The organism is Archangium sp. Cb G35 (genome assembly GCF_001896145.1).
GTDB classification, from domain to species: domain Bacteria; phylum Myxococcota; class Myxococcia; order Myxococcales; family Myxococcaceae; genus Archangium; species Archangium violaceum.
Genome location: NZ_MPOI01000001.1, coordinates 508,878 through 534,768, shown reverse-complemented (window position 1 = coordinate 534,768; position 25,891 = coordinate 508,878). Strand labels below are relative to the sequence as shown.

Annotated in this window: 22 protein-coding genes; 12 read left to right on the top strand and 10 right to left on the bottom strand. The window is 70.2% G+C overall.

Annotated features, from left to right (window positions below; all coding sequences use genetic code 11):
• The first annotated feature begins 59 nt into the window (after nt 1-59).
• The 7 genes from BO221_RS02185 to BO221_RS02155 all read left to right on the top strand — a co-directional run bounded on the left by BO221_RS02185 (nt 60) and on the right by BO221_RS02155 (nt 11,451).
• On the top strand, nt 60-620 hold the full coding sequence (locus tag BO221_RS02185) for a helix-turn-helix domain-containing protein (protein WP_073558650.1): 561 nt from the start codon (nt 60-62) through the stop codon (nt 618-620).
• A 90-nt stretch (nt 621-710) separates the two neighbouring features.
• The gene (locus tag BO221_RS02180; protein WP_143195224.1) at nt 711-2,312 is read left to right on the top strand and encodes a hypothetical protein; all 1,602 of its coding nucleotides are present in this window, start codon (nt 711-713) and stop codon (nt 2,310-2,312) included.
• A gap of 12 nt (nt 2,313-2,324) precedes the next feature.
• On the top strand, nt 2,325-3,356 hold the full coding sequence (locus tag BO221_RS02175; RefSeq protein ID WP_083680658.1) for a DUF1175 domain-containing protein: 1,032 nt from the start codon (nt 2,325-2,327) through the stop codon (nt 3,354-3,356).
• Complete coding sequence (locus BO221_RS02170) at nt 3,338-8,044, top strand: alpha-2-macroglobulin (protein ID WP_143195223.1); 4,707 nt, start codon at nt 3,338-3,340, stop codon at nt 8,042-8,044. The genes BO221_RS02175 and BO221_RS02170 overlap by 19 nt, the downstream gene beginning before the upstream one ends.
• Complete coding sequence (locus tag BO221_RS02165; protein WP_073558647.1) at nt 8,041-8,748, top strand: hypothetical protein; 708 nt, start codon at nt 8,041-8,043, stop codon at nt 8,746-8,748. The genes BO221_RS02170 and BO221_RS02165 overlap by 4 nt, the downstream gene beginning before the upstream one ends.
• Nucleotides 8,749-8,753: 5 nt before the next feature.
• Nucleotides 8,754-10,754, top strand: coding sequence for a SpoIID/LytB domain-containing protein (locus tag BO221_RS02160; RefSeq protein WP_073558646.1), 2,001 nt, complete (start codon nt 8,754-8,756; stop codon nt 10,752-10,754).
• The gene (locus BO221_RS02155) at nt 10,735-11,451 is read left to right on the top strand and encodes a hypothetical protein (RefSeq protein WP_143195222.1); all 717 of its coding nucleotides are present in this window, start codon (nt 10,735-10,737) and stop codon (nt 11,449-11,451) included. The genes BO221_RS02160 and BO221_RS02155 overlap by 20 nt, the downstream gene beginning before the upstream one ends.
• Before the next feature lie 18 nt (nt 11,452-11,469).
• Here the strand turns inward: BO221_RS02155 and BO221_RS02150 are convergent, their stop codons facing one another.
• Nucleotides 11,470-12,081: a 2OG-Fe(II) oxygenase gene (locus tag BO221_RS02150; protein ID WP_198956046.1), complete on the bottom strand. Its 612-nt coding sequence runs from the start codon at nt 12,079-12,081 to the stop codon at nt 11,470-11,472.
• 41 nt (nt 12,082-12,122) lie between these two features.
• On the opposite strand from BO221_RS02150, the gene BO221_RS02145 reads away from it, so the two are divergent.
• Nucleotides 12,123-12,743: a DUF4230 domain-containing protein gene (locus tag BO221_RS02145; RefSeq protein ID WP_083680656.1), complete on the top strand. Its 621-nt coding sequence runs from the start codon at nt 12,123-12,125 to the stop codon at nt 12,741-12,743.
• 5 nt (nt 12,744-12,748) lie between these two features.
• Here the strand turns inward: BO221_RS02145 and BO221_RS02140 are convergent, their stop codons facing one another.
• The 6 genes from BO221_RS02140 to BO221_RS02115 form a co-directional block, all read right to left on the bottom strand.
• On the bottom strand, nt 12,749-13,996 hold the full coding sequence (locus BO221_RS02140; protein WP_233165581.1) for a tetratricopeptide repeat protein: 1,248 nt from the start codon (nt 13,994-13,996) through the stop codon (nt 12,749-12,751).
• A 33-nt stretch (nt 13,997-14,029) separates the two neighbouring features.
• Nucleotides 14,030-14,707 (bottom strand): DUF2378 family protein, encoded by a 678-nt coding sequence (locus BO221_RS02135; RefSeq protein ID WP_143195221.1) that lies wholly within the window; start codon nt 14,705-14,707, stop codon nt 14,030-14,032.
• Between the two features lie 13 nt (nt 14,708-14,720).
• Nucleotides 14,721-15,335 carry a TIGR02265 family protein gene (locus BO221_RS02130; RefSeq protein WP_083680653.1) on the bottom strand — a complete coding sequence of 205 codons (615 nt, stop codon included), beginning with the start codon at nt 15,333-15,335 and terminating at the stop codon, nt 14,721-14,723.
• 19 nt (nt 15,336-15,354) lie between these two features.
• Nucleotides 15,355-15,906 (bottom strand): TIGR02265 family protein, encoded by a 552-nt coding sequence (locus BO221_RS02125; RefSeq protein WP_158079774.1) that lies wholly within the window; start codon nt 15,904-15,906, stop codon nt 15,355-15,357.
• 388 nt (nt 15,907-16,294) lie between these two features.
• Nucleotides 16,295-16,921, bottom strand: a complete 627-nt coding sequence (locus BO221_RS02120; RefSeq protein WP_158079773.1) for a TIGR02265 family protein — start codon at nt 16,919-16,921, stop codon at nt 16,295-16,297.
• Nucleotides 16,922-17,084: 163 nt separating this feature from the next.
• Nucleotides 17,085-19,139 (bottom strand): response regulator, encoded by a 2,055-nt coding sequence (locus BO221_RS02115; protein ID WP_083680650.1) that lies wholly within the window; start codon nt 19,137-19,139, stop codon nt 17,085-17,087.
• Between the two features lie 81 nt (nt 19,140-19,220).
• Here BO221_RS02115 and BO221_RS02110 point away from each other — a divergent pair, with 81 nt between their 5' ends.
• Together BO221_RS02110 and BO221_RS02105 are read left to right on the top strand one after the other, a co-directional pair.
• Nucleotides 19,221-20,030 (top strand): DUF2270 domain-containing protein, encoded by an 810-nt coding sequence (locus BO221_RS02110; RefSeq protein ID WP_073559412.1) that lies wholly within the window; start codon nt 19,221-19,223, stop codon nt 20,028-20,030.
• 65 nt (nt 20,031-20,095) lie between these two features.
• Complete coding sequence (locus BO221_RS02105) at nt 20,096-21,100, top strand: isocitrate dehydrogenase (NAD(+)) (RefSeq protein WP_073558643.1); 1,005 nt, start codon at nt 20,096-20,098, stop codon at nt 21,098-21,100.
• A gap of 108 nt (nt 21,101-21,208) precedes the next feature.
• Here BO221_RS02105 and BO221_RS02100 read toward each other — a convergent pair whose 3' ends face one another.
• From BO221_RS02100 to BO221_RS02090, 3 genes are read right to left on the bottom strand one after another with little or no spacing between them, the layout of a single operon-like run.
• Nucleotides 21,209-21,595: a translation initiation factor gene (locus tag BO221_RS02100; protein ID WP_043406928.1), complete on the bottom strand. Its 387-nt coding sequence runs from the start codon at nt 21,593-21,595 to the stop codon at nt 21,209-21,211.
• A gap of 13 nt (nt 21,596-21,608) precedes the next feature.
• The gene (locus BO221_RS02095) at nt 21,609-22,952 is read right to left on the bottom strand and encodes a thioredoxin domain-containing protein (RefSeq protein WP_073558642.1); all 1,344 of its coding nucleotides are present in this window, start codon (nt 22,950-22,952) and stop codon (nt 21,609-21,611) included.
• Complete coding sequence (locus tag BO221_RS02090) at nt 22,949-23,275, bottom strand: cupin domain-containing protein (RefSeq protein ID WP_073559411.1); 327 nt, start codon at nt 23,273-23,275, stop codon at nt 22,949-22,951. Before BO221_RS02090 ends, BO221_RS02095 begins: the two co-directional genes overlap by 4 nt.
• A gap of 38 nt (nt 23,276-23,313) precedes the next feature.
• On the opposite strand from BO221_RS02090, the gene BO221_RS02085 reads away from it, so the two are divergent.
• Both BO221_RS02085 and BO221_RS02080 read left to right on the top strand, forming a co-directional pair.
• Nucleotides 23,314-24,378 carry a folate-binding protein YgfZ gene (locus tag BO221_RS02085; protein ID WP_073558641.1) on the top strand — a complete coding sequence of 355 codons (1,065 nt, stop codon included), beginning with the start codon at nt 23,314-23,316 and terminating at the stop codon, nt 24,376-24,378.
• A gap of 187 nt (nt 24,379-24,565) precedes the next feature.
• Entirely contained in the window at nt 24,566-25,831 is a 1,266-nt protein-coding gene (locus BO221_RS02080; protein WP_233165580.1) for a phospholipase D-like domain-containing protein, read from the top strand.
• The last annotated feature ends 60 nt before the right edge of the window (nt 25,832-25,891 follow it).

Here is a 25,891-nt window from a genome sequence, read left to right as displayed (position 1 = left end):
TACGCCCCAGGTGCTCATCCGTTGGTGGCCGTGCCAATGCATTGGCAGAATGCCATCGCATGAGCGACGAGGAGCTGGCGGGCTGGCTGGCACGCAACATCAAGACGCTCCGGGAAGCACGGGGGGCCACGCAGGCCCAGCTCGCGAAGCTGGCGGGCGTGCCCCGGGCCACGTGGGCGAACCTGGAGTCGGGGACGAGCAACCCCACGCTGGCCGTGCTGCACCGCGTAGCGTCGGCCCTCCAGGTGTCCCTGGAGGAGCTGGTGGCGAGACCCCGGGCCAATGCCCGGCACTACCCTCGGGAGAGCCTGTCCGTGCGGCAGCGGGGGCCGGGCTTCGTGCGCAAGCTGCTGCCGGATCCGCTGCCGGGGATGGAGTTCGACCGGATGGAGCTGCCACCCGGGGCCCGGCTGACGGGCGTGCCTCACACGCCGGGGACGCGCGAATACCTCGTGTGCGAGTCGGGCCACCTGGCGCTGGTGGCCAGCGGCGAGCGCTTCCTCCTGGAGGTAGGCGACGTCGTGGTCTTCCGCGGGGACCAGAAACACTCGTATGAGAACGTAGGACCGCGGGTGGCGGTGGGCTATTCGGTGGTGCTGCTGGCCCCCCCGCCGCGGTGACGGCCCCCCCCGCCCCTAGGTTTCCGGGGCGTGTGTGTGCTACGAAACAGCGCGTTCCCGAGCCCACACTCGACGGGGGGGATTGAACGAATGCGGAGCCGATCACTCGCGGCAGTTGCGCTCATCTTCGCCATGCTCTCTGGCTGCACCTGCGGCGGAGGAGAGAAGGAAGCGAAGAAGGGCCCGGTGCCCTCCGAGCTGTTGAAGTCCCTGCCCAGGGCCGCCGTCTCCCGGCCCACCGCGCTGGTGCCCAAGGCCGTGCTGAGCTCGCCCCGCTCCATGGTGGTGGCCGCCGCCGATGCCCGGGGCACCTGGGACGCCTTCATGCAGACGGCGCCCGGCAAGGCGCTGGTGGAAGGCCGCGCCATCGAGCACGTGAGCCTCTCCGCGCAGATGGAGCGGGCCCTCTCGCTCAGCCATGACCTGGCCTCCGCCTCCGAGCACCCGCTCGCCGCGGATCGCCTCGCCGAGGCCCTCTCCGGCCCGGCCGCCATCGGCGTGGCGGACAACGACGACGAGGACGCCGGCCTCCTGCTGGTGAAGGAAGTGGATGGCTCCCAGGAGTTCGTGGTCCGGCTCGCCCTGATGGCCTCCACCTTGAAGGGCTTCGGCGTGAGCACCGAGCAGCACGAGGGCCACCCCCTGCACAAGCTGCGGCGCGGAAGCCGCATCCTCCATGTGGCCGCCTTCCAGAACGTGCTCATCGCCTCCACCGACGAGAAGCTGGCCAGGGCGGCCCTCTCGCTCGCGCTCGGCAAGGGCGGCGAGTCCGTCGAGTCCGTCGCCAGCTACAAGAAGGAGGTGGACAAGCTGCAGGGCCACCGCCTCGCCGCGCTGATGACGCTCGAGCCGGACGGCCCGCCGGCGCTGCTGCTGAACCTGTCGCAGCTGGCGCTCGGGCTGGACGTGGACTCGGGACAGATGCAGCTCGGCGGCGAGCTCGACGCCTCCCCCGACACCGTGGCCGCCTTCCGCGCGCTGGCCTACGTGCCGAAGGACGCGGTGCTCTTCTCGAGCCTCGGCGCGGCCAATGCCGAGGCCTTCCTCGAGCGGCTCGGCACCTCGGGCGGCAACAGCGCCGAGGAGATGCGCAAGGCGCTCGTCCTCCCGAAGGAGCTGGAGGACGCCCTCACCGACGAGGCCTTCTATGGGCTGCTCGGCGTGTCGGACACGCGCTTCAACCACCTGGTCGGCCTGGGCCTGAAGGACAGCGCCGCCGCGGCCAAGGCCTTCCCCAAGCTGGCGAAGAACTGGCTGGACGAGCCCGAGAAGCAGGACATCGCCCCGGGCATCTCCAGCTTCTGCAACTCCACCGGGGGGTTGTGCCTGGCGCTGGCGAAGGACTACCTGCTGGCGGCCACGGACCTGGAGTCGCTGACGGCCGCGGTGGAGGCGGGGCTCGGCAAGCGCCCCGCCCTCTCGGACGTGAAGGGCTTCCAGCAGGTGGGCAAGAGCGGTGACACCCGCTTCCTCACCGCCTACGTGGACACGGCCCGCGCGGCCGACGCCATGCTCACCTTCTTCCGCGCCGTGGGTCAGGGCCAGAGCCAGAAATTCGACACCGGCGACGTGGACGCCACCGTGGCGCCGCTGTGCGAGGCGATGAAGAAGCTGCCCCCCTATGGCGGTGGGCTCGCCGTGGACGGAAGCGTGGTGGCCGGCCAGTTCCAGCCGCTGCCGGTGCAGCAGTAAGGGGGCCGACGCGTGAAGTGGGCTCTCGCCATCGCCGCCGTGCTGGCCGCGCCAGCGCTGGGCCTGCGCACCTCCGCGCGGGTCGAGCGCTCCGCGTCCGAGCTGCCCGCCGATGGCAGTGCCTCCATGAGCTTCCACGTCCAGCCGCGCTCGCTGCTGGGCCTCTCCGCGCCACTGCTGCCCTCCACCCAGGCCAGCCTCTCGCTCTCGCCCTCCATCGCCCGTGCCTCCTGCGGCGCGGGCGCCCACGGCCCCGTGTGCACCGTCGTCGCGGGCACCACGCCGGGCGAGATGCGCGGCACCCTGCGAGTGGAGGATGCGCTCGGGTTGGTGACGGAGACGCCAGTGGAGCTGCGCCTGCGGGCGGATGACTCCGACACGGACCGGGACGGATTCCCGGACGCCGTCGAACTGGACTCGGAGGATGACCGCCAGGCGTTCCGCCGCTGGTTCGTGACGCTGGCCGCCGCGCAATACCCCAAGCCAGACCCGCACTGGCCCGAGGTGCACCAGGATTGCGCGGGGCTCCTGCGCTTCGCCTACAAGGAGGCCCTCAAGGCCCACGGGGCGGGCTGGCGCAAGGGGCGCGAGCTCCACACGGCTTCCGCGCCGGACGTGCGCAAGTACCATTACCCCGCCGTGCCCGTGCTCGGAGACAAGCTCTTCCGCGTGGCGCCCGGCGCCTATGACGCGAAGGGGCCGCTCGAGCCGGCCTTCAGCGCGTCCGCCAGCGCGCGCTGGCTCCTGTCCGCCAACGCGGTGCGCATCCCCTCCGGACGCGCCCTGCCGGGGGATCTGCTCTTCTTCGAGGATCCCGAGGCCCGCGGGATGTCCTACCACTCGATGGTGTACCTGGGTGACCTCGACGGGCTCGGGCCCGAGGTCGTCTACCATACCGGCCCCGACAGCCGGCCCGGCGGTTCCAAGGGAATCGTCAAACGGGTGCTGTTCAATGACCTTTTGTCGCATCCGGACGAGAAGTGGCGCCCGCGCGACGACAACCCGCATTTCGTGGGGTTCTACCGATGGAAGATTCTCGACTGAAGTTGCTGCTCGCCGTGCTGTTGGTGCTCGCCGCGCCGGACGCAACCGCTCGCGGGCGCTTCTACCTGTCCACGCAGACGGTGGCCGCTCCGGGCACCCAGCCCACGGTGAGCATCGAGGCCAGCGGTGTGAACGCGCTCTCCATGCGCGTCTACCGCATCCCCGAGCCCGAGGCCTTCATGCTCGGGCAGACGGATCTGCACCGCCCGGTGACGAAGAACACCCTGCGGGACAAGCACCTCTTCACGGTGCTCACCGGCGGCTACCGCGCGGCGGCCACCTCGTTGCGCGAGCAGGTGCGTGACGCCATCTCCCCCCAGGCGCGCGCCTCGGCGCTGACGGTGCTCGAGCCGGCCAACACGGGCCTGAACAAGGCCCAGTCGGCCCCGGCCCGCGAGCAGGTCCGCATCCCGCTGCTCAAGGAGTATCCGCTCGTCAGCTACTGGCGGGAGGACCTGGACGGCTCGGTGTCGGAGTCGGAGCCGTCGGAGGAGAGCGGCGAGGACGGCGAGGGGTACTCGGGCAACAGCGGGAACTGGACGCTGCGCACGCTGGAGCTGGGCGTGAAGGAGAGCGGCGTCTACCTGGTGGAGGGCGTGACGGGCGAGGACGTGGGCTACACGCTGGCGGTGGTGTCGCGCATCGGCCTGATGGTGAAGCAGGGCCCGGAGCAGACGGTGGCGCTGGCGGTGGACCAGACGACGGGCGCGGCGCTCCCGGGCGTGAAGGTGACGCTGTACGACCAGGGCAAGCCGTACGCCGAGGGCGTGACGGACGGTGACGGTCTCTTCAAGGCCAAGGTGAAGGCGCCCACGCAGACGCTGGCGCTGGCGCGCAAGGGCGACGACGTGGCGCTGGCGGATGCCTCCTTCTACTCGGGGGCGGCGAATGACCGGGTGGTGTACCTCTTCACGGACCGGCCGGTGTACCGCCCGGGGCACGAGGTGCACTTCAAGGGCATCATCCGCTCGCGCGCGGGCACGGCCTATGCGCCGCCGAAGGGTGGCAAGGCGGACGTGTCCCTGGTGGATCCGGGCGGCACGGCCATGGACACGATGGAGGTGGACGTCGCCGCGAATGGCAGCTTCACCGGGCGCTTCGAGCTGCCGGACAAGGCGGCGCAGCCGGCGGCGGGCGTCTGGCGCATCCGCGCCGAGGTGGAGGGCGAGTCCTTCGAGGGCGAGTTCAAGCTGAAGGAGTTCACCAAGCCGGAGTACCAGGTGAGCGTGCAGCTGGGCCGGCCCTCCTACGTGGAGGGCGACGAGGTGTCGGGCCGGGTGCTGGCGCGCTTCTTCCACGGTGGCGTGGTGAAGAACGCGGACGTGCAGCTCACCGTGTACCGCAGCCGCTTCTTCGTCCCGGACTTCGTGGACGCGGAGGCGGACTTCTTCGTCTCCGAGGGAGAGCGTGCCTCGGCGGGGCGGGAGATCGTCCAGGAGACGTCCGGCAAGCTGGACGCGAACGGGACGTTCGCCTTCACCTTCCCCACGGCCTCGGACGGCCAGGACTTCACCTACTCCATCGAGGCCAAGGTGGTGGACGGCTCGGGCAAGACGGCCCGGGGCCAGAAGGCGGTGGACGTGACGGTGGGCCGCTTCTTCCTGTCGGCGCGGGCGAACAAGCTCGTCTACGAGCCGGGGGAAGAGGTGTCGCTCCAGGTGGTGGCGCGCGACTACGGCGAGAAGCCGGTGGCCGCTCAGGTGGAGGTGGAGGTGAAGTACCAGAAGCGTACGGGTGACTCGGTGGCCGAGGCGTCGCTGACGGCGCATCAGCTCCAGGTGGCGGCGTCCGCCGCGGGAGGCCTGCACAAGCTGAAGCCCACCGAGCCCGGTGCCTACGTGGCCACCCTCAGCGCGACGGATGATGCCGGCTCGACCATCACCACCACGGTGCCCTTCTTCGTCACGAAGAAGGGCGGGGACATCCCCATGGCCAAGGGCGGGTTCGAGCTGTACTCGGACAAGCCCACCTACAAGGCCGGCGACGAGGCGGTGGTGCTGGTGCGCGCCCCGTTCGACTCGGCCAGCGTGCTGCTGACGCACCAGGGCCTGGAGGTGCTCTCCAGCGAGGCGCTCGAGCTCAAGGGCTACTCGGCGGTGCTGCGCTTCAAGGTAACGAAGGAGATGACGCCCAACATGTACGTGGGCGCCATGGCCATCTCCGCCGGGCGCACCTTCCGCCAGGAGCTGCTGGTGCGCGTGCCGCCCACGGACCGGGTGCTGCGGGTGGAGGTGACGGCGGACAAGGAGAAGTACGCGCCGGGCGACACGGGCACCTTCACGGTGTCGGTGAAGTCGCCGGACGGCAAGCCGGTGGCCAACGCCGACATCGCCCTGTCCGTCGTGGACGAGGCCATCTACGCCGTCTCGCCGGAGATTGCCCCCTCGCTGCCGGAGTTCTTCTTCCACCCGGTGCGCGACAACGTGCGCGGCACCAGCTCCACCACCTTCCGCTTCTACGGCTACGGCCGCAGCGTGCGCGAGCAGATGAGCCAGCTCGTGCAACGCAGCCGCGCGGGCTTCGGTGACCTGAAGACGCTCTCGCGCAAGGTGCGCAAGGACTTCAAGGACACGCTGGTCTTCTCGCCCAACCTGGCCACGGGCCCGGATGGCAAGGCGCAGATGAAGGTGACGTTCCCGGACAACCTCACCACGTGGCGGGCCACCGCGCGCGTCATCACCGCGGACACCTCGGTGGGCTTCGGCGTGGGCAAGGCGCGGGTGCACCAGGACTTCCAGGTGCGGCTGGCCACCCCGCGCTTCTTCCGCGAGCGCGACACGCTGAAGCTCGGCGTGCTGCTGGAGAACTCCACCAGCCAGAAGGGCACGGCCACGGTGACGCTCGAGGCCACCGGCGTCGAGCTGACCGAGAAGCAGAAGACGCTCTCGGTGGATGGCAATGACCAGGCGGTGGCGGTGTTCCCCGTGAAGGTGGTGGGGGGCAACGGCAAGGTGAAGCTGCGCGCCCACGGCAAGCTGGGCAGCCACTCCGACTCCATGGAGCTGGAGGTGCCGCGGCTGGCCCACGGCGCGCTGCTGAGCGAGGCCGTCGTCGCCTCGCTGGGGGCAGACTCCACCGCGCCGGTGGACCTGGCCCTGGAGGTTCCGGCCTCCGCCCACCCCGAGGCCTCGCGGCTGGCCGTCTACGCCAGCACTGGCATCGCGCCGGCCATCGAGAGCGCCCTGGACTACCTGGTGGGCTACCCGTACGGCTGCACCGAGCAGACGATGAGCCGCTTCGTGCCCAACCTCGTGGCGGTGAAGGCGTATGAGCAGCTCAAGCTTCCGCGCAAGCAGCGCCACGACGAGCTGCCGAAGATGGTGATGGCGGGTGTGGCGCGGCTGCGCCAGCTCCAGCACGGCGATGGTGGCTGGGGCTGGTGGGAGGAGGACGCGACCGACGCGGCCATGACGGGCTACGTGGTGCAGGGCCTGGCCATGGCGCGCTCGCTCGGCTACGGCAACGAGGAGCTGGACAACATGCTCACCCGCGGACTCGCGAAGCTCTCCTCGCTCACCAACGGGGAGATGGATGACGGGCTCCGGGCGAAGCTGCTCTACAACCTGGCGGTGGCGGGCAAGTCGTCGGACTCGATGCTCACCGCGCTCTCGCAGAAGGTGCGCGATCAGGCCGAGCTCTCCGCGTACACCAAGTCGCTGGTGGTGCTCGCGCTGGCCGAGTCGGGCAAGCAGGACGATGCCGCCGCGCTGGCCGAGGAGCTCGAGCGCTCGGCCAACCGGGTGGGCGAGCTGGTGGTGTTCGGCGGCAACGGGACGGAGCCCTGGTGGCAGGGCCGCATCCAGCCGGCCATGGCCACGTGGGACAAGGACCCCATCGAGTCCACGGCCTCGGCGCTCCGGGCGCTCGCCCGCGCGCGGCCGTCCAGCCCGTTCATCGACGGCGCGGTGAAGTTCCTCCTGCAGCAGCGGCGCGAGGGCCACTGGCAGAGCACCCGTGACACCGCGGTGGTGGTGTCCGCGCTGGCCGACGTGCTCCCGCGCTTCGCCAGCCAGACGCAGGGCGCCACCGTGGCCGCGGTGCTGGATGGTCAGCCGTTCGGCGAGCGCACCTACGCGGGCGAGGACCTCTATGGTCCCGAGCTGATGGTGGGTGAGACGCTGACGGTGAAGCCGGGCCCGCACATCATCCAGGTCGCGCGCAAGGGCGAGGGCGCAGGGATGATGCTCGAGGCGCGGCTGTCGTACGTGGATGCCGGCGAGGGCCTGAAGGCGAGCAGCAGTGGCCTGACCATCACCCGCCGCTACCACCGCGTGGTGCGCGAGCAGGGCGGCGCGGGCCTCGAGGAGAAGCTCCAGCCGCTCGGCAAGAGCGCGGAGCAGGATGGGCTGCTCTTCGTCGAGCTGGAGCTCAACTCCCCGAACGCCGCGGAGTACGTGATGCTGGAGGATCCGCTGTGCTCCGGCTGCGAGGTGGAGGAGGCCGACGTGGGCCGCACGCCCGGAGGCAGGGAGTTGCACCCGAAGGGCCTGCACCGCGAGGTGCGCGACGAGAAGGTGGTCTTCTTCGTGAGCGACGTGAAGGCGGGCAAGAACGTCTTCGGCTACATGATGGCGCCGGGCCTCGCGGGCACCATGCACGTGATGCCGGCCACCGCCTCGCTCATGTACCACCCGCAGGTGCGGGGTACCTCGAACGAGCAGACGCTGACGGTGGGAGGTGAGCCGTGAACGCCCGGACCCTGTTGTCGGTGCTGACGCTGTTGCTCTGTGGGGCCACCTCCGCCTGGGCCAAGGACGCGCCCAAGGTGACGCTCGCCACTCCGGCCGGGGGATGGACCTCGAACCGCGTGGCACGAATCACCGGCACCGTCTCCGACACCTCGCTGGGTGTCGGCACCCTCTCCATCAACGGCACCGAGCGGCCGCTGCCCCTGCGCGGCGGCTCGTTCGACATCTCGCTCGTGCTGTCGCCGGGGATGAACGTGATTGAAGTGTCGGCGGCCAACGCGTCGGGCGTGGGCCGCGCCAAGGCGTCGGTGTTCGCCAAGGTGCCGAAGCTCGACCTGCGCGTGGTGCTCTCGTGGGACACCGATGGCACCGACCTCGACCTGCACGTGGTGGAGCCCTCGGGTGAGGAGTCCTGGTACGGGCACAAGGAGACCAAGAGCGGCGGCTCGCTCGACGTGGACGTGACGACGGGCTACGGGCCGGAGATCTACACCCAGGCCAACTCGCAGGCGGGCGACTACGCGATCCTGGTGGACTACTTCTCCGACAACGGGAACGCCCAGACCGAGGTGAAGGTGGACGTGCTCCTCCACGAGGGCACGGACCGCGAGGAGCGGCACACCTTCCGTCACATGCTGACCCGCACGGGCGGCAAGTTCGAGGTGGGATCCTTCACGGTGAAGGCCGCCCGGGTCGTGGAGTAACCCTCGTGCCGCTCGGATTGCTGCTGGTGCTCGCCGTGGCCGGAAGCACGCCCGAGCTGCGCACCCGGCTGGCCGAGCGCGCCGAGGCCCTGCTGCCGGGCGAGGATGACGCGGCGGCGGTGATGGACCTGGCCACCGGCGAGCTGGTGCTGGCCCATCACCCCGACATCCTCACGCGCGCCTTTCCGCCCGGCAGCGTGCTGAAGCTGGCCAGTGCCTACGCGGCGCTCGACTCCCACCGGCTGCCCGAGGGGCCGCAGCGCTGTACGGGCCGCGCGGAGATTGGAGGCCGGGAGCGGACGTGCTGGCTCCGCTCGGGCCATGGGCGCCTCGAGATGACGCGGGCGCTGGCGCTCTCCTGCAACCTCTACTTCCACGCGCTGGGAGATGTGCTGGAGGGCGAGGCACTGCTGCGCGCCCTGCGGGACTTCGGGCTCGGGAGGACCACGGGCGCACTGCCGGGCGAAGAGAGCGGCGTGTTGCCCCCGGCCCTCTCGCGCGAGGACCGGATCCGCGTGGCGGCCGGGGACAGCGAGCGCGTGCAGGTGACGCCGCTCCAGCTCCTTCAAATGGCGGCGGTGGTGGCGGGCCGGGGACAGACGCGGAGCCTGGGCGAGGTGGGAGGCCGTCAGGCCCCGCGCCTCGGGAACGTGGCGGCGGTGGAGGTCCTGCGCGAGGCGATGCGGCAGGCGGCGGAGAGTGGCACGTTGGAGGCCACGCGGCTGGGGACACTGGAGGGCGCGGGAAAGACGGGCACCGCGCGATGGGAGAAGGGCTGGCACACGCACGGCTGGTTCATCGGGTTCGCGCCGTTTCGTGCGCCGCGCTTCGCGGTGGTGGCCTTCGCCCGGGAGGGGCGCGGGGCCCACCAGGCCGCGCAGCCGGGGACGGAGCTGTTGGGCCTCGCGCTCGGGGACGATGCGCCGAAGACCACGCCCTGGGAGCGCCCCCCGGGTCACCTGCGCGTGCGTGTCCTGGAGAAGCTGCGCCCCATGCGCGCCACGGTGACGACCCACGGTGGGCGGCTGCGCTGCGATGGGAAGACGTTGGACCTGACGGGCGCCACGGCGGAGATAGACCAGGGGCTGTTGGACCTGGGCCGGCCGGACCGGCGCTGCCACGAGCTCTACGCGCCGGGAGAGGGCGTTGTGGTGCGGCTCGGCGCCACCACACGGCGGTACCGGGGCGCGATGCGGGCCACGGTGCTGGATGGGCAGATCGCCCTGTTCAACGAGCTCTCCGTGGAGGAGTACCTCCGCGGCGTGGTGGGCAGCGAGCTGGCCGGGAAACCGGAGGCGCTCAAGGCCCAGGCCGTCGTCTCGCGCACCTACGCCATCGCCGGGCGCAACCGGCATGAGAAGGCGGGCTATGACGTGTGCGACCTCACCCACTGCCAGCTCTACCGGGGCCGGCAGGACGAGCGCACCAATGTGGACAAGGCGGTGGAGGCCACCCGGGGCAAGGTGCTCCGCGGACGCAAGGCCGGAGAGCCCCTGGCACCGGCCTATTTCCATTCGAGCTGCGGTGGCGCCACGAGCACTGCCGCGAGTGTCTTCGGCTCGTCCGAGTCCTCCAGCGCGGTGGAGGATCGGCTGGGCACGTCCGGGCCGCTGTGCTCCGCCTCCCCGCACCACCGCTGGCACTTCGAGGTGTCGCGGCAGGAGCTCGCCCGGGCGCTGGGGATTCCCGCCGAGGGCCCGGCCTTCGAGGTGCTGCGCAAGGACGGCGGAGGCCGGGCGCTGGAGGTGCGCACCTTCGGCGTGCCCCTGTCGGGCGAGGCCTTTCATGCCCGGGTGGGCCGGGCGCTGGGCTACCAGACGTTGAAGAGCCTCTCGGTGAGCGCGCGCGAAGCCGGCGGCAAGGTGCGCTTCGAGGGGCGGGGACTCGGCCACGGCGTGGGGATGTGCCAGTACGGCGCCACGGAGCTGGAGCGGCGCGGGTACAAGTACGAGAAGATCCTGAAGCACTACTTCCCGGAGCGCGTGCTTGGCGAGCCCCCTCCTTAGCGTGGTGATGAGCGCGGTGCTGGCGGCCGAGGTGCAGGTGGGCGCCACGGTGGTGAGTCACGAGGAGGGCGCGGAGGGCGTGGCCACGCGGGTGGCGCGAGCGCTGGAGCGGGCACGCCAGTCCCTGCCGCCCTTCGTGAGGACGGAGGTGCCGGAGGTGCGGGCGGCGCTGTCCGAGTCGGTGGAGGCCTTCAGCGCGCGCACCGGCCTGCCGCGCACCGCCGCGGCCGGAGTGGTGGAGGGCGAGGTGCTCTTCCCGCCCGCGCGGGTGGTGGACCGGATGGAAGACCTGGGCGCGCTCACGAGGCACGAGGTGGCGCACCTGGCGCTGATCTCCCATGCGGGGCCGGCACTGCCTCGCTGGTTCGTCGAGGGATTCGCCACGGCGCTGGTGGAGCCGGGGCCCACCGCCAGTGGGCCGGAGGACTGCCGGGCCCTCACGGCGGAGCTTCTGGAAGTGCGTCCGGAGGTGCGGGAGCGGGCCTATGCACGGGCGGCGGCGCTCGCGAGGCGGATTGCCCGCGAGGCCGGTGGAGTGGAGGCGCTGTGGAAGCAACTCTCCACGAGACCCGATGCTCGCGCCTTCTGGCGGCTGCCACTGGGAGACAAAACGATCCGGGAGCAAGCCTGCGAAGCCCAGTCCCCGAAGCGCCAGCCCACGCCTACTCCCTCTCCCTCTGGGAGAGGGCCGGGGTGAGGGTCTTCGCCCACTACACTACCCCGCGTTCCGCCCGTAGAACCACGCGGTGAGCGCGAGCCGGGGAGCATGAGCGGGCAGCACCTCGTGCTCGATGCGCTCGCTGAGGAACACCACGAGCCGATCCAGCGTGGGCTCCACGTCCACCGGGCCGCGCTCGGGGTAGATGCGCAGCAGGCCCCCGTGGGCCGGCACCCAGTCCGGGTTGAGGTAGTAGAGGGCCGTGACGCGCCGGTTGGACTGGCCGGGAAAGGCATCGAAGTGGCGCGCGTACCTCGCTCCCTCGCCGGGGTACCAGGCGAGCTGCAGATCGAACCGCCCGAGTCCCAGATACGCCTCGGCCGACAGCGCCTCACCGAGCGCGGCATACGCCTCCCTCAGCCGGCCGATCGCCGAGCCGCGCTCCTCCTCCTTCACCCAGGTGATGAAGTCGCCACGGGTGTCCCGGTCCAGTGTGTGGTCCGCGCCCCGGCGGATGCCCGCGGGACGCAACTGGCCGGCCTCGACGCGCGCCTTCGCCTCGGCGTGGATGGCTCGGGCCTCCGTCTCCCCGAGGAAGGAGGCACGGGTGAACCAGCCCTGCTCACCGAGTGATTGGATTTCTTCATCCCGAAGGGACAGCGGGCTCATGGCTCGGCGAACCCTACCCCACCCTGGCTAGAATGGCGCCCATGCTGCGACTCATCTCGCGGGTGTTGCTCGTCCTCGTCGCCTTGATCGCCGGGGCCGTGGGTTCGTTCCTGTTCCTCCGTCCCAAGCTCCCCGCCCTGCCCGATACGCCAGCGCTCGTCACCCGCGTCCGAGAGGTCGCCCGGCTCGAGACGCTCCAGGTGTCCCTCTACAAGAAGGTCGAGTTCTCTCCCCAGCCCCAGGCCACGGACGCGCTCTGGAAGGACGTCATCAACTGGGCCCGCTACACCATCCGCACGCCCATCGGCCGCGCCATCGTCTTCGCCGACGTGCACCTCGGCTATGACTTCAGCCGGCTCGATGGCTCCGCCATGCGCATCCAGGGCACCCGCGTCGACGTGGTCCTGCCTCCACTGGAGGTCAAGGTCGAGCTCAAGCCCGGTGAGACGGAGATCATCGGCTCCAACCTCGACAGCGCGCAGACGACCCTCCTGCTGGAGAAGGCCCGCGAGGCCTTCGAGCGCGAGGTGAAGGGAGATGTCCGGTTGAAGGAGCGCGCCCGGCGCTCGGCGGAGAACACGCTGCGCGTGCTGTTCTTCTCGGCGGGTTTCCGCGAGGTGAACGTGGTGGACGTGCTGCCTCCTCCGGCGACCGCGGGGTAATGTGCTCACAGTGAGGTGAGAGTGCCGCCCTCGAGCCGGAAGAGGCCGGGGATTCCATCCGGCGCCCCTCCCAACCGGGCCAACGCCTCGCACGCGGGTGCGTCCGACTCGCGGCACACCAGCGCGAACTCCCGCCAGCCCAGGTGCACGCGCAGCGGGACTTCTCCCGCGTGCAGCACCAGCCGTCCGCGCTGCTCCGCCGTGAGGAGCCGCGCCGCGTCGTACCCATCACCCCCCGCCACCGCCCACAGGCCGCTGAACGTCTCCGCGAGCACCACCTGCCCCTCGTCCAGCACCACCGGCCGCACCGGCGCGGGGTGCGCCTCCAGGTTGCGCCAGGCCAGCGCGTCCACCGCCTCCGCGGACAGCCCCGCCGGCCCGAGCGAATCCTCCGGCAGGTAGTGCACGAACTCGGCGTCCTCCAGCACGTAGAACACCTCGAGCCCCGCGGGTCCCGGACGGTGGAGCGCTCCCGCCGCCTGCGTCTCGAAGCCCCCGGGCCGCAGCACCGGACGCAACCGCGCCTCCAGCGTGCCCGCATCCACGGCGAGCCCGGACAGCTCCCGCAGCCGCGCCACCAGGCCCCGCACGTACGTGCCCAGCTCCTGCGAGCCGTCACGGTAGGCCGCGTAGAGCGAGGCCACGTCCACCCGCCCCACCTCGCCCGAGGCCAGCTTCACCAGCAGATCCTTCCCCTGCCGGCGGCACGCCACTCCGGCCCGGTGCAGCGCGGCCACCAGCGCGGCGGTGAATTCCGGGCGCAACGCCTGCACCCGGGGCGCTGGCGGAGGCGAGACGTCCGCGGCATCCAGCTCCGACTCCAACAGCCGCGCTTCCTCGTCGAACGGGTCCCTCCGCAGCACGTCCGCCACGTACGCCCACGCCCGGCCATGCTCCCCCCGCCGCAGGGCCAGCACCGCGAGCACCTTCTGGGCCTCGGGGTCTCCCGGGTTGAGGACGAGCGCCTCGCGCAGCACCGCCTCCGCGTCGCCCGGCCGCTCCAGCCCGAGCAACGCCCGCGCCAGCCCCAGCCGCACCTGCACGTCCTGGGGGAAGTCGCGCCGCAGTGTCTCCAGCAGCCGCAGGGCCTCGCGCTCGGCGCCCGCGTTCACCAACGCATGCGCCACCGCCAGACGCAGCGTGGGCCCCGGCGTGTTCCGTGCCGCGGTGCTCAGCGCCTCCAGCTCCACGTCACTCAGGGGCTCGCCTGCCTCCACCTTGCGGCGGATGCGTTCCAGGGAAGTCGGGTCCACGGCGGCAGTCTAGCCATGCACCGCGCCCGCGGCTCACTCCCAGGAGAGCTCGTATTCGCTATCGAGCGCGCCCGTCTGGCGTCCCACCACCCGCACGTTCCGGGCTCCCGTCCGCTCCACCAGGGCCTGCAACACCCCCTCCATGAAGGGCAGGGGCATGAACTCGCGCTCCATGCGCCAGTGGAAGCTGGCCGGGCCCAGCCACCGCGTCGTGTGCGTGCCGTAGCTCAACCCCATCCGGAAGCCGATGTGGGCCCCTTCCAGCACCCGCTTCCGGTCACTGCCCGCCAGCATCAGCATCAACCTGCCCCCATGGGAGCACAGGAAGGAGCCCGTCGCCTGCCAGCCCAGCAGCCGCAGGGCCTTCGCGCTGCCGCCATGCCGCGCCGCCAGCGCCTCCAGGCTGAGCGCCATCATCTGGAGCCTCCAGCGGACGGGGTAGCGGAAGAACTCCACGGGCTGCTCCCGCCCGCAGACCTCGCGGCAGCGCCGCACCAGGCCCTCGTCCCCGAGCTCGCGGATCGCCTCCAACAGGCTTCGCAGGAACGCGCCCCACGCGGTGTCCGCGGGCGTCGCCAACGCCACACGCTGTGCCAGATCCCTCGCCCAGACATCCCCGGGGGACTCCGCCCCGCTGGACTCCATGCCCATGCCCAGCCCCCTGCCGATGGGATCCACTTCCACCGCGATAGGAACGAGACGTCCGGGCAAGGGTCACCCCTTCTTACTGCCAGGAAATGTCGTACTCACTCTCCAACAGGTCCGTCTGACGCCCCACCACCTTCACCTTGCTGGCATTCAACCGCTCGAGCATCGCCACCAGCATGCCCTCGTGGAACGAGGGGGGCATGAAGTCGCGCTTCATGGTGAACCGGCAGCACTGCGGCCCCGTCCACCGCACCGAGCGCTCGCCCGTCATCGACATCCGGTACGTCAACGGCAGGTTGTTCACCAGGCGCTTGGGCTCGCCGCGCACCAGCACCTTCACCGTCCGGCCAGCCTCGGACTCCAGGAAGTCGATGGCCACGCAGTGCCCCATGCGCCACAACGCCTGGTCCGCGTCCGTGTGACGCGTGGCCAGCTCCGGCATCGCCACCGACAGCATCTGCAGGTGCAACCGGATGGGGTAGTTGAAGAAGTCGAAGAAGCGCGCCTGCCCGCACGCACTGGCGCTGCGCTTCTCCAGCGACTCGTCCCCGAGCGCCCGGATGGACTTCAACACGCTCTGCAGGAACAACCCGCGCGCGATGTCCTCCGAGCTCACCAGCGACATGCGCTGGCCCCAGTACTGTCCACCATCCCGGGGGGACACACTCCACGCCATCGCCGCGCCGCTCATTCCCCGCTCCCCCCTGGTCTCACTGCCAGCAGAAGTCACACTCACTATCGAGCCCCCCCGTGGGCCGCCCGCTCACCTTCACCTCCCGCCCGCCAAACAGACCTAGAGCCATCTCCACCACCCCCTCATGGAAGGGGTGGGGCATGAAGTCACGCTTCAGGATGAACTGGCCACTGCGCGGCCCCGTCCATCTCACCTCGTACTGCCCGAAACTCACCGCCAGGCGGTAGGCCACCGGTAACGAATACCCCAACTGCCTCGGGCTGCCCGGCGTCAGCGACAACATCACCTTGCCCGCCCCCACCCGCAGGAAGCGATTGGCCACCAACCGCCCCAATTGACGCAGCGCCTCCTCCGAGGTGCCGAACTGCTCCGTCAGCACCGGCAGCGCCGTGCTCACCATCTGGCAGTGCATCCGCACGGGATAACTGAAGAAGTCCAGGAAGCTGGACTCCCCACACGCCTCCACACACCGCCGGGCCAGCGAGCCGTCACCCACCGTGCGCAGCACCTCCAACGTCCCGTTGAAGAGCATGCCGCGGATGGTGTCCTCCGAGGTCGCCAGACACATCCGCCGCTCCAATTCCTGCTCCCACGTGTCTGCCTTTTCCCACCTGGTGCGTGCGCTGCCGGTCACGGCCATGTGTGTCCCCCTTGGCAGGAATCAGCCCGGCTGAGGAATGTCTATCCTAATTGTTTCAGGACTTGCTGTCAGTAGGGGGTGTCACGAATGAGCCCGTCCTCCGAGGGAAAAACGGCCCGGACTCCTCGTTTCGTCCACTCTCGTTGTGGGATTGTACTCGCAGCGCACGCGCCCTCCCTGTCTATGAAAGCTTTCAGCGCTGCAATGCTATTCACGATTACGATGGGATGGGATTCAAACAGTCCCGCCGGAGAAAAGCCTCTGGCGCGGTCTGAAGTCCGTGGTGACCCGGTGGGTGGGGTCCCCCCGACTCAGCTCATGCCACCCAGGAGACGTCGTAGTCGCTCTCCAACGTGGAGAGCTGATGGCCGATCACCCGCGCGCCCCGCGCCTTGGCCTTCTGGAGCACACCGAGCAGCAGTCCTTCCTGGAAGGAGGCGGGCATGAACTCGCGCCGCATGGTGAGCCGGCAGCTCGTGGGCCCCATCCACACCACCGAGCGCACCCCGAAGCTCACCGAGGCCCGGTACATGGAAGGCATGTTGCCCACCATCCGGTTCGCGTCTCCCCCGGCCAGCAACTGGAGCGCCAGGCCGGCGGTGGAGGACAGGAAACACTCCGCGGCCCCACGGCCCAGTTGCCTCAGCGCCTCGGAGATGCCGCCGGAGCGGGCCTCCAGCAGCCGCGCCGCGGTGAAGACCATCCGCAGGTTCGCGCTGACGGGATAGGTGAAGAACTCCACCAGCTTCTCCTCCCCGCTCGCCCGCTGGCACCTGCGCACAGCCTCTTCGTCTCCCAGGGTGCGCACCGCGTCCAGCGTGGCCCGGAGGAACATGCCCCGCGCCGTGTCCGCGGGCGAGGCCATTGCCAGCCGCTGCTGCAGATCCTCGTCCGAGCCCGGGGGAGCAGGCACCCACCAGCCCCGCTCATCGACCATCTGCATGCATCCCCCCCCGCTCATCGAGGAATCGAGCATGTCCACACTGTAACCCTTCCGCCTCCCTTCGTCAGGCTTACCGCTTGTCTGTCATTGAGCTTGAAGAAATACATTCACGGTGTGGCCCACAACCCGGAAATGGCCCTTCTCCGTTCCTCCAGCGGCCTGCTCACCCGGGAGGTGGGGCCACTCCGGAGCCACCACCGCCCGCCGCGGGCGACTCGGACTGGCCGAGGAAGTCGTCCAGCGCGCCCACGTCGATGGGCTTGCGGAACACGGCGTCCACCAGCGCGAGGTTGGCGCGGTTCTGCCCACGCACGTCCATGCCCGTCACGATGGCCAGCAGGGCCTGGGGTGAGCGTTTGCGCAGCTCGCGCGCCACCTCCCAGCCCGACATGTCTGGCATCACCGCGTCCAGCAGGGCGGCGTCGTAACGGCGCTCGTCCCACATCTTCAGCGCCACGTCCCCGCTGTTGGCCACCTTGACGTCGTAGCCCTCCTCGCCGAGCACCTCCGCCATCATCCGCGCGTTGTCCGGATCGTCGTCCACCACCAGCACCCGGCGTGTCTGCTGGAAGCGCCGCGGGCCCGCCGCCGCCTCCCGGCCCTCCCGCGCCCGCTCCACATCCTCCTCGGACCGGGCCAGGGGCAGCCGCACCACGAAGGCGGCGCCACCCTCGGGCAGGTTCTCCACCGTCAGCTCACCGCCCCAGCGCTGCACCTGGTTGCGCGCCACCGCCAGCAGCAGCGAGAGCTGCGGCGCGCCCGCATCGCGGTTGAGCGGATCGAACATGCGCGTCATGTCCTCCGCCTCGTACTGCGTGCTGGAGTCCGCCACCCGCAGCGTCACCCAGCCGTCCGCCTGCCGGCGCGTCTCCACCAGCACCCGCCCGCCCTCGTTGCTCAGACGCTCGCGCTCGGCCAGCAGCAGGTTCACCACCAGCTCGCGGAAGAAGCCCGGGTCCGCCCTCACCGCCCCCGGCTCGCCCAGCCGCTGCTCCACCGTCACCGGCGGCTCGCGCCCCTCCAGCTCCGCCCGCGCCAGCTCCAGCGCCTCGCGCACCGTCGCGTCCACCTGCACGTCCGACAACTGCTCCTCGGTGCGCTGGACGTTGAACTCCTGCAGCCGCGCCACCAGCTCGCCCACCTGCCCCACCGTCTTGTCCAGCGCGTCCAGGTGCTCGGGCTTGAACTCACGCCGCAACAGGGTGATGCGCAGGCGCAGCACGTTGAGGAAGTTGTTGAGCGCGTGCGCCGCGCCACTGGCCAGCTGCCCCAGGGCCTGGGTGCGCGTGCGCTGCAACAGCCGGCCCTGCAGCCGCCGCACCGCGTCGTTGGCGTTCATCAGCGCCTTCGTCTTGGTGGCGGCCTCGGTGCGGTCGGTGAAGGTCTGGATGACACCGGCCAGCTCGCCCTCCTCCTCCCAGATGGGCGTGGCGCTCATCTCCAGGGTGGCCTCGCCCCCGCCGGGCCGCTCCACCACCATCATCACGCCGCGCACCGGCCCCCGCTCCTTCAGCGCCCGCATGAAGGGCATGTCCGCCAACTTGAAGGACTCGCCATTGGGCTGGCGCGCACTCACCTGCGAGAGCACCACCGCCAGCGGCGACTGCGAGCGCGAGCCCACCACGGCCCGCATGGGCACGCCGATGAGCCGGCTCACCGGCGGCGTGGCGAAGGACACCGTGCCGTCCACCTCGGCCAGCAGGATGCCCACCTCCACGTGGTGCAGCACCGACTCCATCACCGCCGCCTCGCGGAAGCGCACCTCCTCCGTCCTCAACACCCGCGCGAAGGAGGCCTGCGCCGAGGCGTGCGCCTCACCCACCAGCTCCACCATGAAGGTGGCCACCTCCGGCTCCAGCACCCCGTTGCGCCGGGCGTAGACGTAGAGGAGCACCTCCTCCAGCGACTTGAACTCGCGCGCCAGGTCCTCCACCTCGAAGCGCTGGTTGTACCGGCGTGCCCCGTGCGAGCGCACCACCTCCGGCCAGAGGAACAGGGCGTCCCTGCCCCGGTCCCTGAGCAGGCGGACGAGCTCGTCGATCAACCGGCGCAGGGGCGCCCGCAGGTTGCGCCCGGAGATGTCCAGTTCATACGTCTCGGCGCGGATCCGCTTGGACCACAGACGCACCACGCGCTCCGACTCATCTTCCAGGAGCTGGAGCACGGCGGCCACCGCATCCACGGGTGGCGGGGTGTCATGGAGGAAAGGGATGGCCATGGTTCCTCCGGGAGAGAGTGGGCACGGCGGCCCGCCACGGCCACCCGTGTGCCCGGGCCGCCCACCAGGGGAGAGCAGACGATGGCGAGTGACGGTAACGAGCGCGACAAGAACGAATACGAGGCCTTGCCGCTCTCGGACGCGTCCATGGCGCAGCTGTTCCGGGGCGAGCTCAGCCGCTCGGACACCTGGCGGTCGCGCCTGGACAACACCACCAACTGGTCCATGACGACCACCGCCGCCGTCGTCTCCTTCGGCTTCTCCGGCGGCGCCGAACCCGTCGTCTTCCTGGTGGGTATCGGCATGGTGCTCTCGTTCCTCTTCATCGAGGCGCGCCGCTACCGCTACTACGACCTGTGGATCCGCCGCGTGCGCCTGCTGGAGGACGGCTACTGGGTGCCCATGCTGCGCCGCGAGCCGGTGGACCCGGACGCCCTGCGCGAGCTGGCCGGCATCATGGAGCGGCCACAAATCCAGCTTTCGCTCTTCTCCGCCATCTCCACCCGCCTCAACCGCGCGTACGGCCCCATCCTGCTGGTGCTGACGCTCTCCTGGTTCGTCAAGGTGTACAGCCACCCGTGGCCGGCGAGGAACTTCGCCGAGTTCGTGGAGCGCGCGCACATCGGGCCCATCCACGGCGGCTTCGTGATGGGCTTCTTCTTCCTGATGGTGCTCGTCTTCGCCTACCTCTTCGTGGCCTCGTTCTTCACCAAGGCCCCACTGGGCGAGCTGCGCACCCGGCCGCGCGGACGGCGCGCCGCGTTGTGGGAGTCCTTCTACCGGCCCTACGCCACGCTCGCCCCGCGCCGCCGGGGCCGCCGGAGGAATCAGCCCCGGCCCCCGGAGCATCCCTCCGAACCGCCACCCATCCAGACTCCACCGACGCATTAGCCAGGCTGCGCCCGGCGCGTTTTCCCGCTTTCGGGGCCCTGCCTTTTGTGCTTGAAGCGCGAGACATGGCGAATACGCGTACGGTTACGGTCATCAATGGCGACGGAATCGGCCCCGAAGTGATGGCGGCCACCATCCGCGTCCTCGAGGCGCTCAAGGCTCCGCTCGAGTTCGAGTTCAAGGACGCGGGGGCGGAGGTCATCGCCAAGTACGGCACCAACCTGCCCCACGAGACGGTGGAGGCGGTGCTGCGCAGCGGCGTGGCGCTCAAGGGTCCCACGGGCACGGTGGTGGGCGGCGGCATGGCGTCGGCCAACGTGGGCCTGCGCAAGCGCCTGGACCTGTACTCCTCGCTGCGGCCCGTCAAGAGCGTGCCCGGCGTGAAGACGCGCTACGACAACGTGGACCTGGTGGTGGTGCGCGAGAACACCGAGTCGCTCTACGCCGGCCTCGAGCACATCATCGTCCCGGGCGTGGTGGAGTCGCTGAAGATCATCACCGAGAAGGCCTCCACGCGCATCGCCCGCTTCGCCTTCGAGTACGCCAAGAAGCACGGGCGCAAGAAGGTCACGAGCGTCCACAAGGCCAACATCATGAAGCTGTCGGATGGCCTCTTCCTCGACTGCACCCGCAAGGTGGGCCGGGAGTTCCCGGAGATCCACTACGAGGAGGTCATCGTCGACAACATGTGCATGCAGCTGGTGAAGGACCCGACGCGCTACGACGTGCTGGTGATGGAGAACCTGTACGGGGACATCATCAGCGACCTGTGCGCGGGCCTGGTGGGCGGCCTGGGCCTGGTGCCGGGCGCCAACATCGGTGAGCGCACGGCGATGTTCGAGGCGGTGCACGGCACGGCGCCGGACATCGCGGGCAAGGGCCTGGCCAACCCCACCGCGCTGATGATGTCGGCGGTGATGATGCTGGACTGGATGGACCTGCGGGACGAGGCGCGCAAGTTCGAGAACGCGCTGGCCAAGGTGCACGGCGAGGGCAAGGCGCGCACGGGCGACCTGGCCGGCAGCGCCACCACGCGCGAGTTCACCGACGCCGTCATCTCGGCGCTGTAGTCATTACCCCTCTCCAGCCGGGAGAGGAGCCCCCCCGTCGTTCAAAGGGGGGCAAGCCCCCCGGGGTGAGGGTGTCGAGCCTCCCGGGCTCCACCCTCCGCCCCCGCGTCACCCCACCGTGACGCGGCGCACGCCGCGGGCTTCCAGGAGCGCGGGGAGGCGCTCGCGCTGGTCGCCCTGCAGCACCAGGGTGTCCTCCTCCACGGTGCCGCCGCAGCCCAGGCCGCCCTTGAGGGCCTTGAGCCACTTCTCCAGCTCGGCGGCGGACAGCCCCAGCTGCTCCACCACCGTCACTTCCTTGCCACCCCGCCCCTTGCGCTCCATGCGCACCACGGCGCGCGCCGGGCCCTTGGGCCCTTCGGACACCTCGGCCTTCACGGGCGCGGGAGCCGGCCCCGCGGGCAGCTCCTCGCGCTTGAGGCTCAGCGCGGCGAAGGGGTTGTGGAAGGGCGCCGCCGGAGCGGGCGCCTCGGGCTTCTTGTCGCGCTTGCCCATGGCGTCCGTCCGCTCAGTGGGGGTGATCGTGCGCCTGCAGCGCCCGCTGCTGCGGCGCGGGCAGCACCTTGAAGGCCGCCGCGTCCGGGTTCCCGTCCGACATGATGAGGGCGTAGAGGAAGGACGGGATGGGCAGCGCCTCGCGGCCGTTGATGACCACCAGCGGCGTGCCGTGCAGGTCGTGCTGCTGGGCGTACGCGATGTCCTCCGCCAGCTTCTTCTGCGTCTCCGCGCTGGCGATGCACGCCTCGAGCTGCGAGCGCGTCACCGTGCCGGAGGACATGATGCTCAGCACGTTCTGCGGATTGAGCGAGGCCTGGGCGGCGAAGAGCTTCTCGCGCAGCTCCCAGTAGTCCGGAGCGTCCTCGGTGCAGATCTGCGCCTTGGCCGCCATGCAGCGGGTGCCGGAGCCATCGGTGGCCTGCGGCGGCATGGCGGTGTTGCACTGCGCGTCGAGCGGGTACTGGCGCGCCTCCAGCGACAACTTGCCCTCGGGGAGGCGCTTCTTCATGAGGGCGAGCACCTCCACCAGGCTCTTGCAGTGCGGGCAGCGGCTGTCCGTCCACTCCACCATCTTCACCGGCGCGTTCTCGGGGCCATAGCGGCGGCGCGTGGCGGACAGGGCCGGCAGCGGCGTGTCCATCTTGTAGCGGGCGAGCGCGTTGGAGACGGCCTGCTTCTCCTGCGGGGGCAGGCTGAGCAGGTACGCCTCCAGCGAGCCGGGAGCGGCGGTGGAGCTCATGGTGGCCACCTTGTCCACGGCGGCGCTGGACTTGGGCGTCTGCATGCCGGGAATCAGCAGCGCCACGTAGGCGGCGACGGCGAAGCCACCCGTCCACTGAAGGGCGCGGCCCCACTCACCCGTCTGCGGCACCACCGGGCCGGGCAGGCCCTTCCAGGCCACGGCGGCGAAGGCGAGCGTGAGGGCATAGGTGCCCAGACACGTGGGGCACAGCGCCCCGGCGCTCGCGCTCGCGATTCCGAAGACGAGGCTGGCCGCCACACCGGCCGCGGCCGTCAGACGCAGGCCGTTGGTGGCGGGACGCACGGTGTGCCCGCTGCTGCGCCACGCCAGGAAGAGCGCCGCGAGCGCCATGGCGACGATGCCCCACACCAGGCCGAGCACGGCCACGGGCATGCCCAGCCGCTCGTGCACGGCGCTGGCGAAGGCCGAGTTCCACACCGTCTCGCAGTTGACCTTCTCGGAGATGCCGCAGCTGGTGGTACCGCCGCCGCGCAGGGTGAGGAGTTCCTTCCACTGGTAGATGGAGAGCGCCGCCTCGGCGAGAGCCAGGCCCAGTAGCGCCGCGGCACCACGGACGGGGACAGGAGGGGGCGGATTGGCCTTCTTGCTCATGCGTGCTCCGGAGGGGGGGTCATCAGGACGAGGAGGCGGGCGTTGTCGGGGCCGTCATTGGTGACGCCGTGTTCGACGCCCGCGGGTGCGAAGAGGGAGGCGCCGGGGCCATGCGAGGCCTCGTCGGTGCCAATGCGGAAGCGGCACCGCCCCTCGAGGACGAGGTACACCTTGTCCGAGGTGGCGTGCCGGTGGGGCTTCTGGCTCTGGCCGGGCGTCAGGCAGTACACGTCCAGGAAGAAGCGCTCGGACTTGAAGAGGTTGTGCTTCTGGAGCTTCTCGGCCGAGAAGCCCAGGAAGTCGGACAGGTGTTTCACATCCATCGTGGCATTCACTCCCGGCCCTCTATATAGCGACGGTCATGGAACCGCTGTCTCTGCATTTTCTTCATGAGCAGGCAGGAGCCCATTTCCTGGAGATCAACGGCCGGGAGGCCGTGGCCGACTACGGGGATGTGGAAGCCGAGTACCGGGCGGCCCGGCAGGCGGTGGCCCTCCATGATGCCACCTACCGGGAAGCGCTGCGGATAACCGGCGAGGACCGCGTGTCCTTCCTGCACGGGATGGTGACGCAGGACGTGAAGGGGCTGGCGGCCGGGGCGGCCACCTACGCGGCGATGATCACCGTGAAGGGCGCCATGGTGGGAGACGCGCGCATCCTCCGGCGCGAGGCGGACCTGCTGCTGGACGTGGAGCCCGGGATGGGCGCCAAGGTCCAGGAATTCCTGGGGAAATTCCTCATCTCCGAGGACGCCGAGCTGCTCGAGGCCACGGGCGAGCTGGGGGTGCTGCGGCTGCTCGGCCCCCGGACGGCCGAGCTGCTGGGCGCGGTGGCGGGCGGGCCCTTCGCTCCCCTGCCCTCGGACGCGACCCGGACCCTGTCCCTGGCGGGCCAGGAGGTGCTGGCGGTGGGCCGCCCCGGACAGGAGCCGGGGGTGGACCTGCTGATGCCCCGGGGAGGGCTGGAGGCGGTGTGGAAGGCGCTGGTGGCGGCGGGAGGAGCCTTCGGGCTGAAGCCGCTGGGCTGGCGGGCGCACGAGATGCTGCGGGTGGAGGCGGGGGTGCCGCGCTACGGCCAGGACATGGTGGACACCACCATTCCGCTGGAGGCGAACCTCACGAACGCCATCTCGTACAACAAGGGGTGCTACATCGGGCAGGAGGTCATCGCCCGAGCCACCTTCCGGGGGCACATGAACCGGAAGCTGTCGGGTCTGCTGCTGGGGAGCACCGAGGCGGCGCCGGGCACCGAGCTGAAGAAGGACGGCAAGAAGGTGGGTTGGGTGACGAGCGTGGTGCGCTCGCCCCTGAAGGGCCAGACGGTGGCGCTGGGCTACGTGCACCGGGACCACCTGGAGCCGGGGACGGTGCTGGCGGTGGGCGACGGCCCCGCCGAGGCCACCGTGGCGGCCCTGCCCTTCACCTGAGCCGAGACATCACCGGTTCACAGTCCCCTGACCGTGCCCCTCTCCCCTCGCCCCCCGGGAGAGGGACGGGGTGAGGGTATTGGACTCACCCGGGTTGGCTCCCGGAGTGGACCTCATTTGACTTTCAGGTTTCGCCTCTCTATACGGCAAATCTAGTTTTCTCGATTTTCCAGAATCAGGAGAGGATATGCCGCGTTCGATGCCGGGTGTTCGCTTTCTGAGGGCGCTGACCGTGGGTCTCTGCACGTGGGTGGCCACGGGGTGCGAGGCCTTCGCGGAGCAGGACAGCGGTGAGGTGGACGTAGGCGCCATCCGGTCGGGGGTGAGCGTCGCGTCCGGGACGGTGGGCGGCAAGGCGGTCTGGGCGCACTTCAGCAACCCGCCCGCGTTCGCAGGCCGGGACTACACCATCATCACGGAGTTGAGGCGGCTCATCGACTCGACGCCCGCGGGCGCCACCATCCGGGGCACCATCCACTCCATCAGCATCGACGGGGTGGCGGATTCGCTCCTCGCGGCGCAGAACCGCGGCGTCTCGGTATCCGTCGTGCTCGACGGGAAGAACGCGACCTCCACGGACCCGGCGGTGGCCACCATCAAGAAGCTCACCAACCACCGGTTCTGTACCAACTCGAGTGGGGGTGGCGGCTGCATCGGCACGAGCGCGGCCGGCAACATGCACACGAAGATGTTCACGTTCAGCCAGACCAGGGACCCCAATGGGGTGGCCCGTCCGTACGTGGTGTGGTTCGGCTCGTCGAACCTGACCTACGCGAGCGGCCCGGACGCGTTCAACAACACCGTCACCATCTACGACGCCGTGACGCTGTATGACGGCTTCAACGCCAACTTCTCGGACATGTGGAACCGCCGGCACTTCTCCGGCAATGACTACTACGACTCCGCCAGCGGCCGCGGCTACTACCTGGCCAACCCCGCGGATGGCTACGCCTCGCCCGAGGGGCTGAACCAGACGGACACCATCGTCACCCGCCTCAACGACGTCACGCCCGACGCCAACTGCCGGCTGCGCATCGGCATGTCGTTCGTCACCACCGGGCGTCCGGAGATCCTCGCGCAGGTGAAGCGCTACCGGGCCGGCGGCTGCGCCGTGTGGATGGTGGTGGGCGGGGACTCCACGGATGGCATCAGCATGCCGCAGTCCGTCTACAACGAGCTGCTCGACGCGGGCGTCAACATCCGCCGCAAGGACAAGGTCCACGACAAGTTCTTCCTCGTCTACGGCAAGTACGGCACCAGCTACGGCTACCGGGTCTACTCCGGCTCGCAGAACTGGTCCCAGGACGCGCTCAACGAGAACGAGGAGATGTTCGTGAAGATGGCGCCCGAAACCGGCACCGTGCATCCGCTCTACAACGGGTTCTACAACCACTTCAACGACGCCTATAACAACGGCGTCACATGCTCCAAGGCCAACTACCCCTGCCGGTAGCCGCCCGTCCGTGCCGACAAGACCCGGGTGGATTCACGCGCCATTCATTGGCGCGGTCCA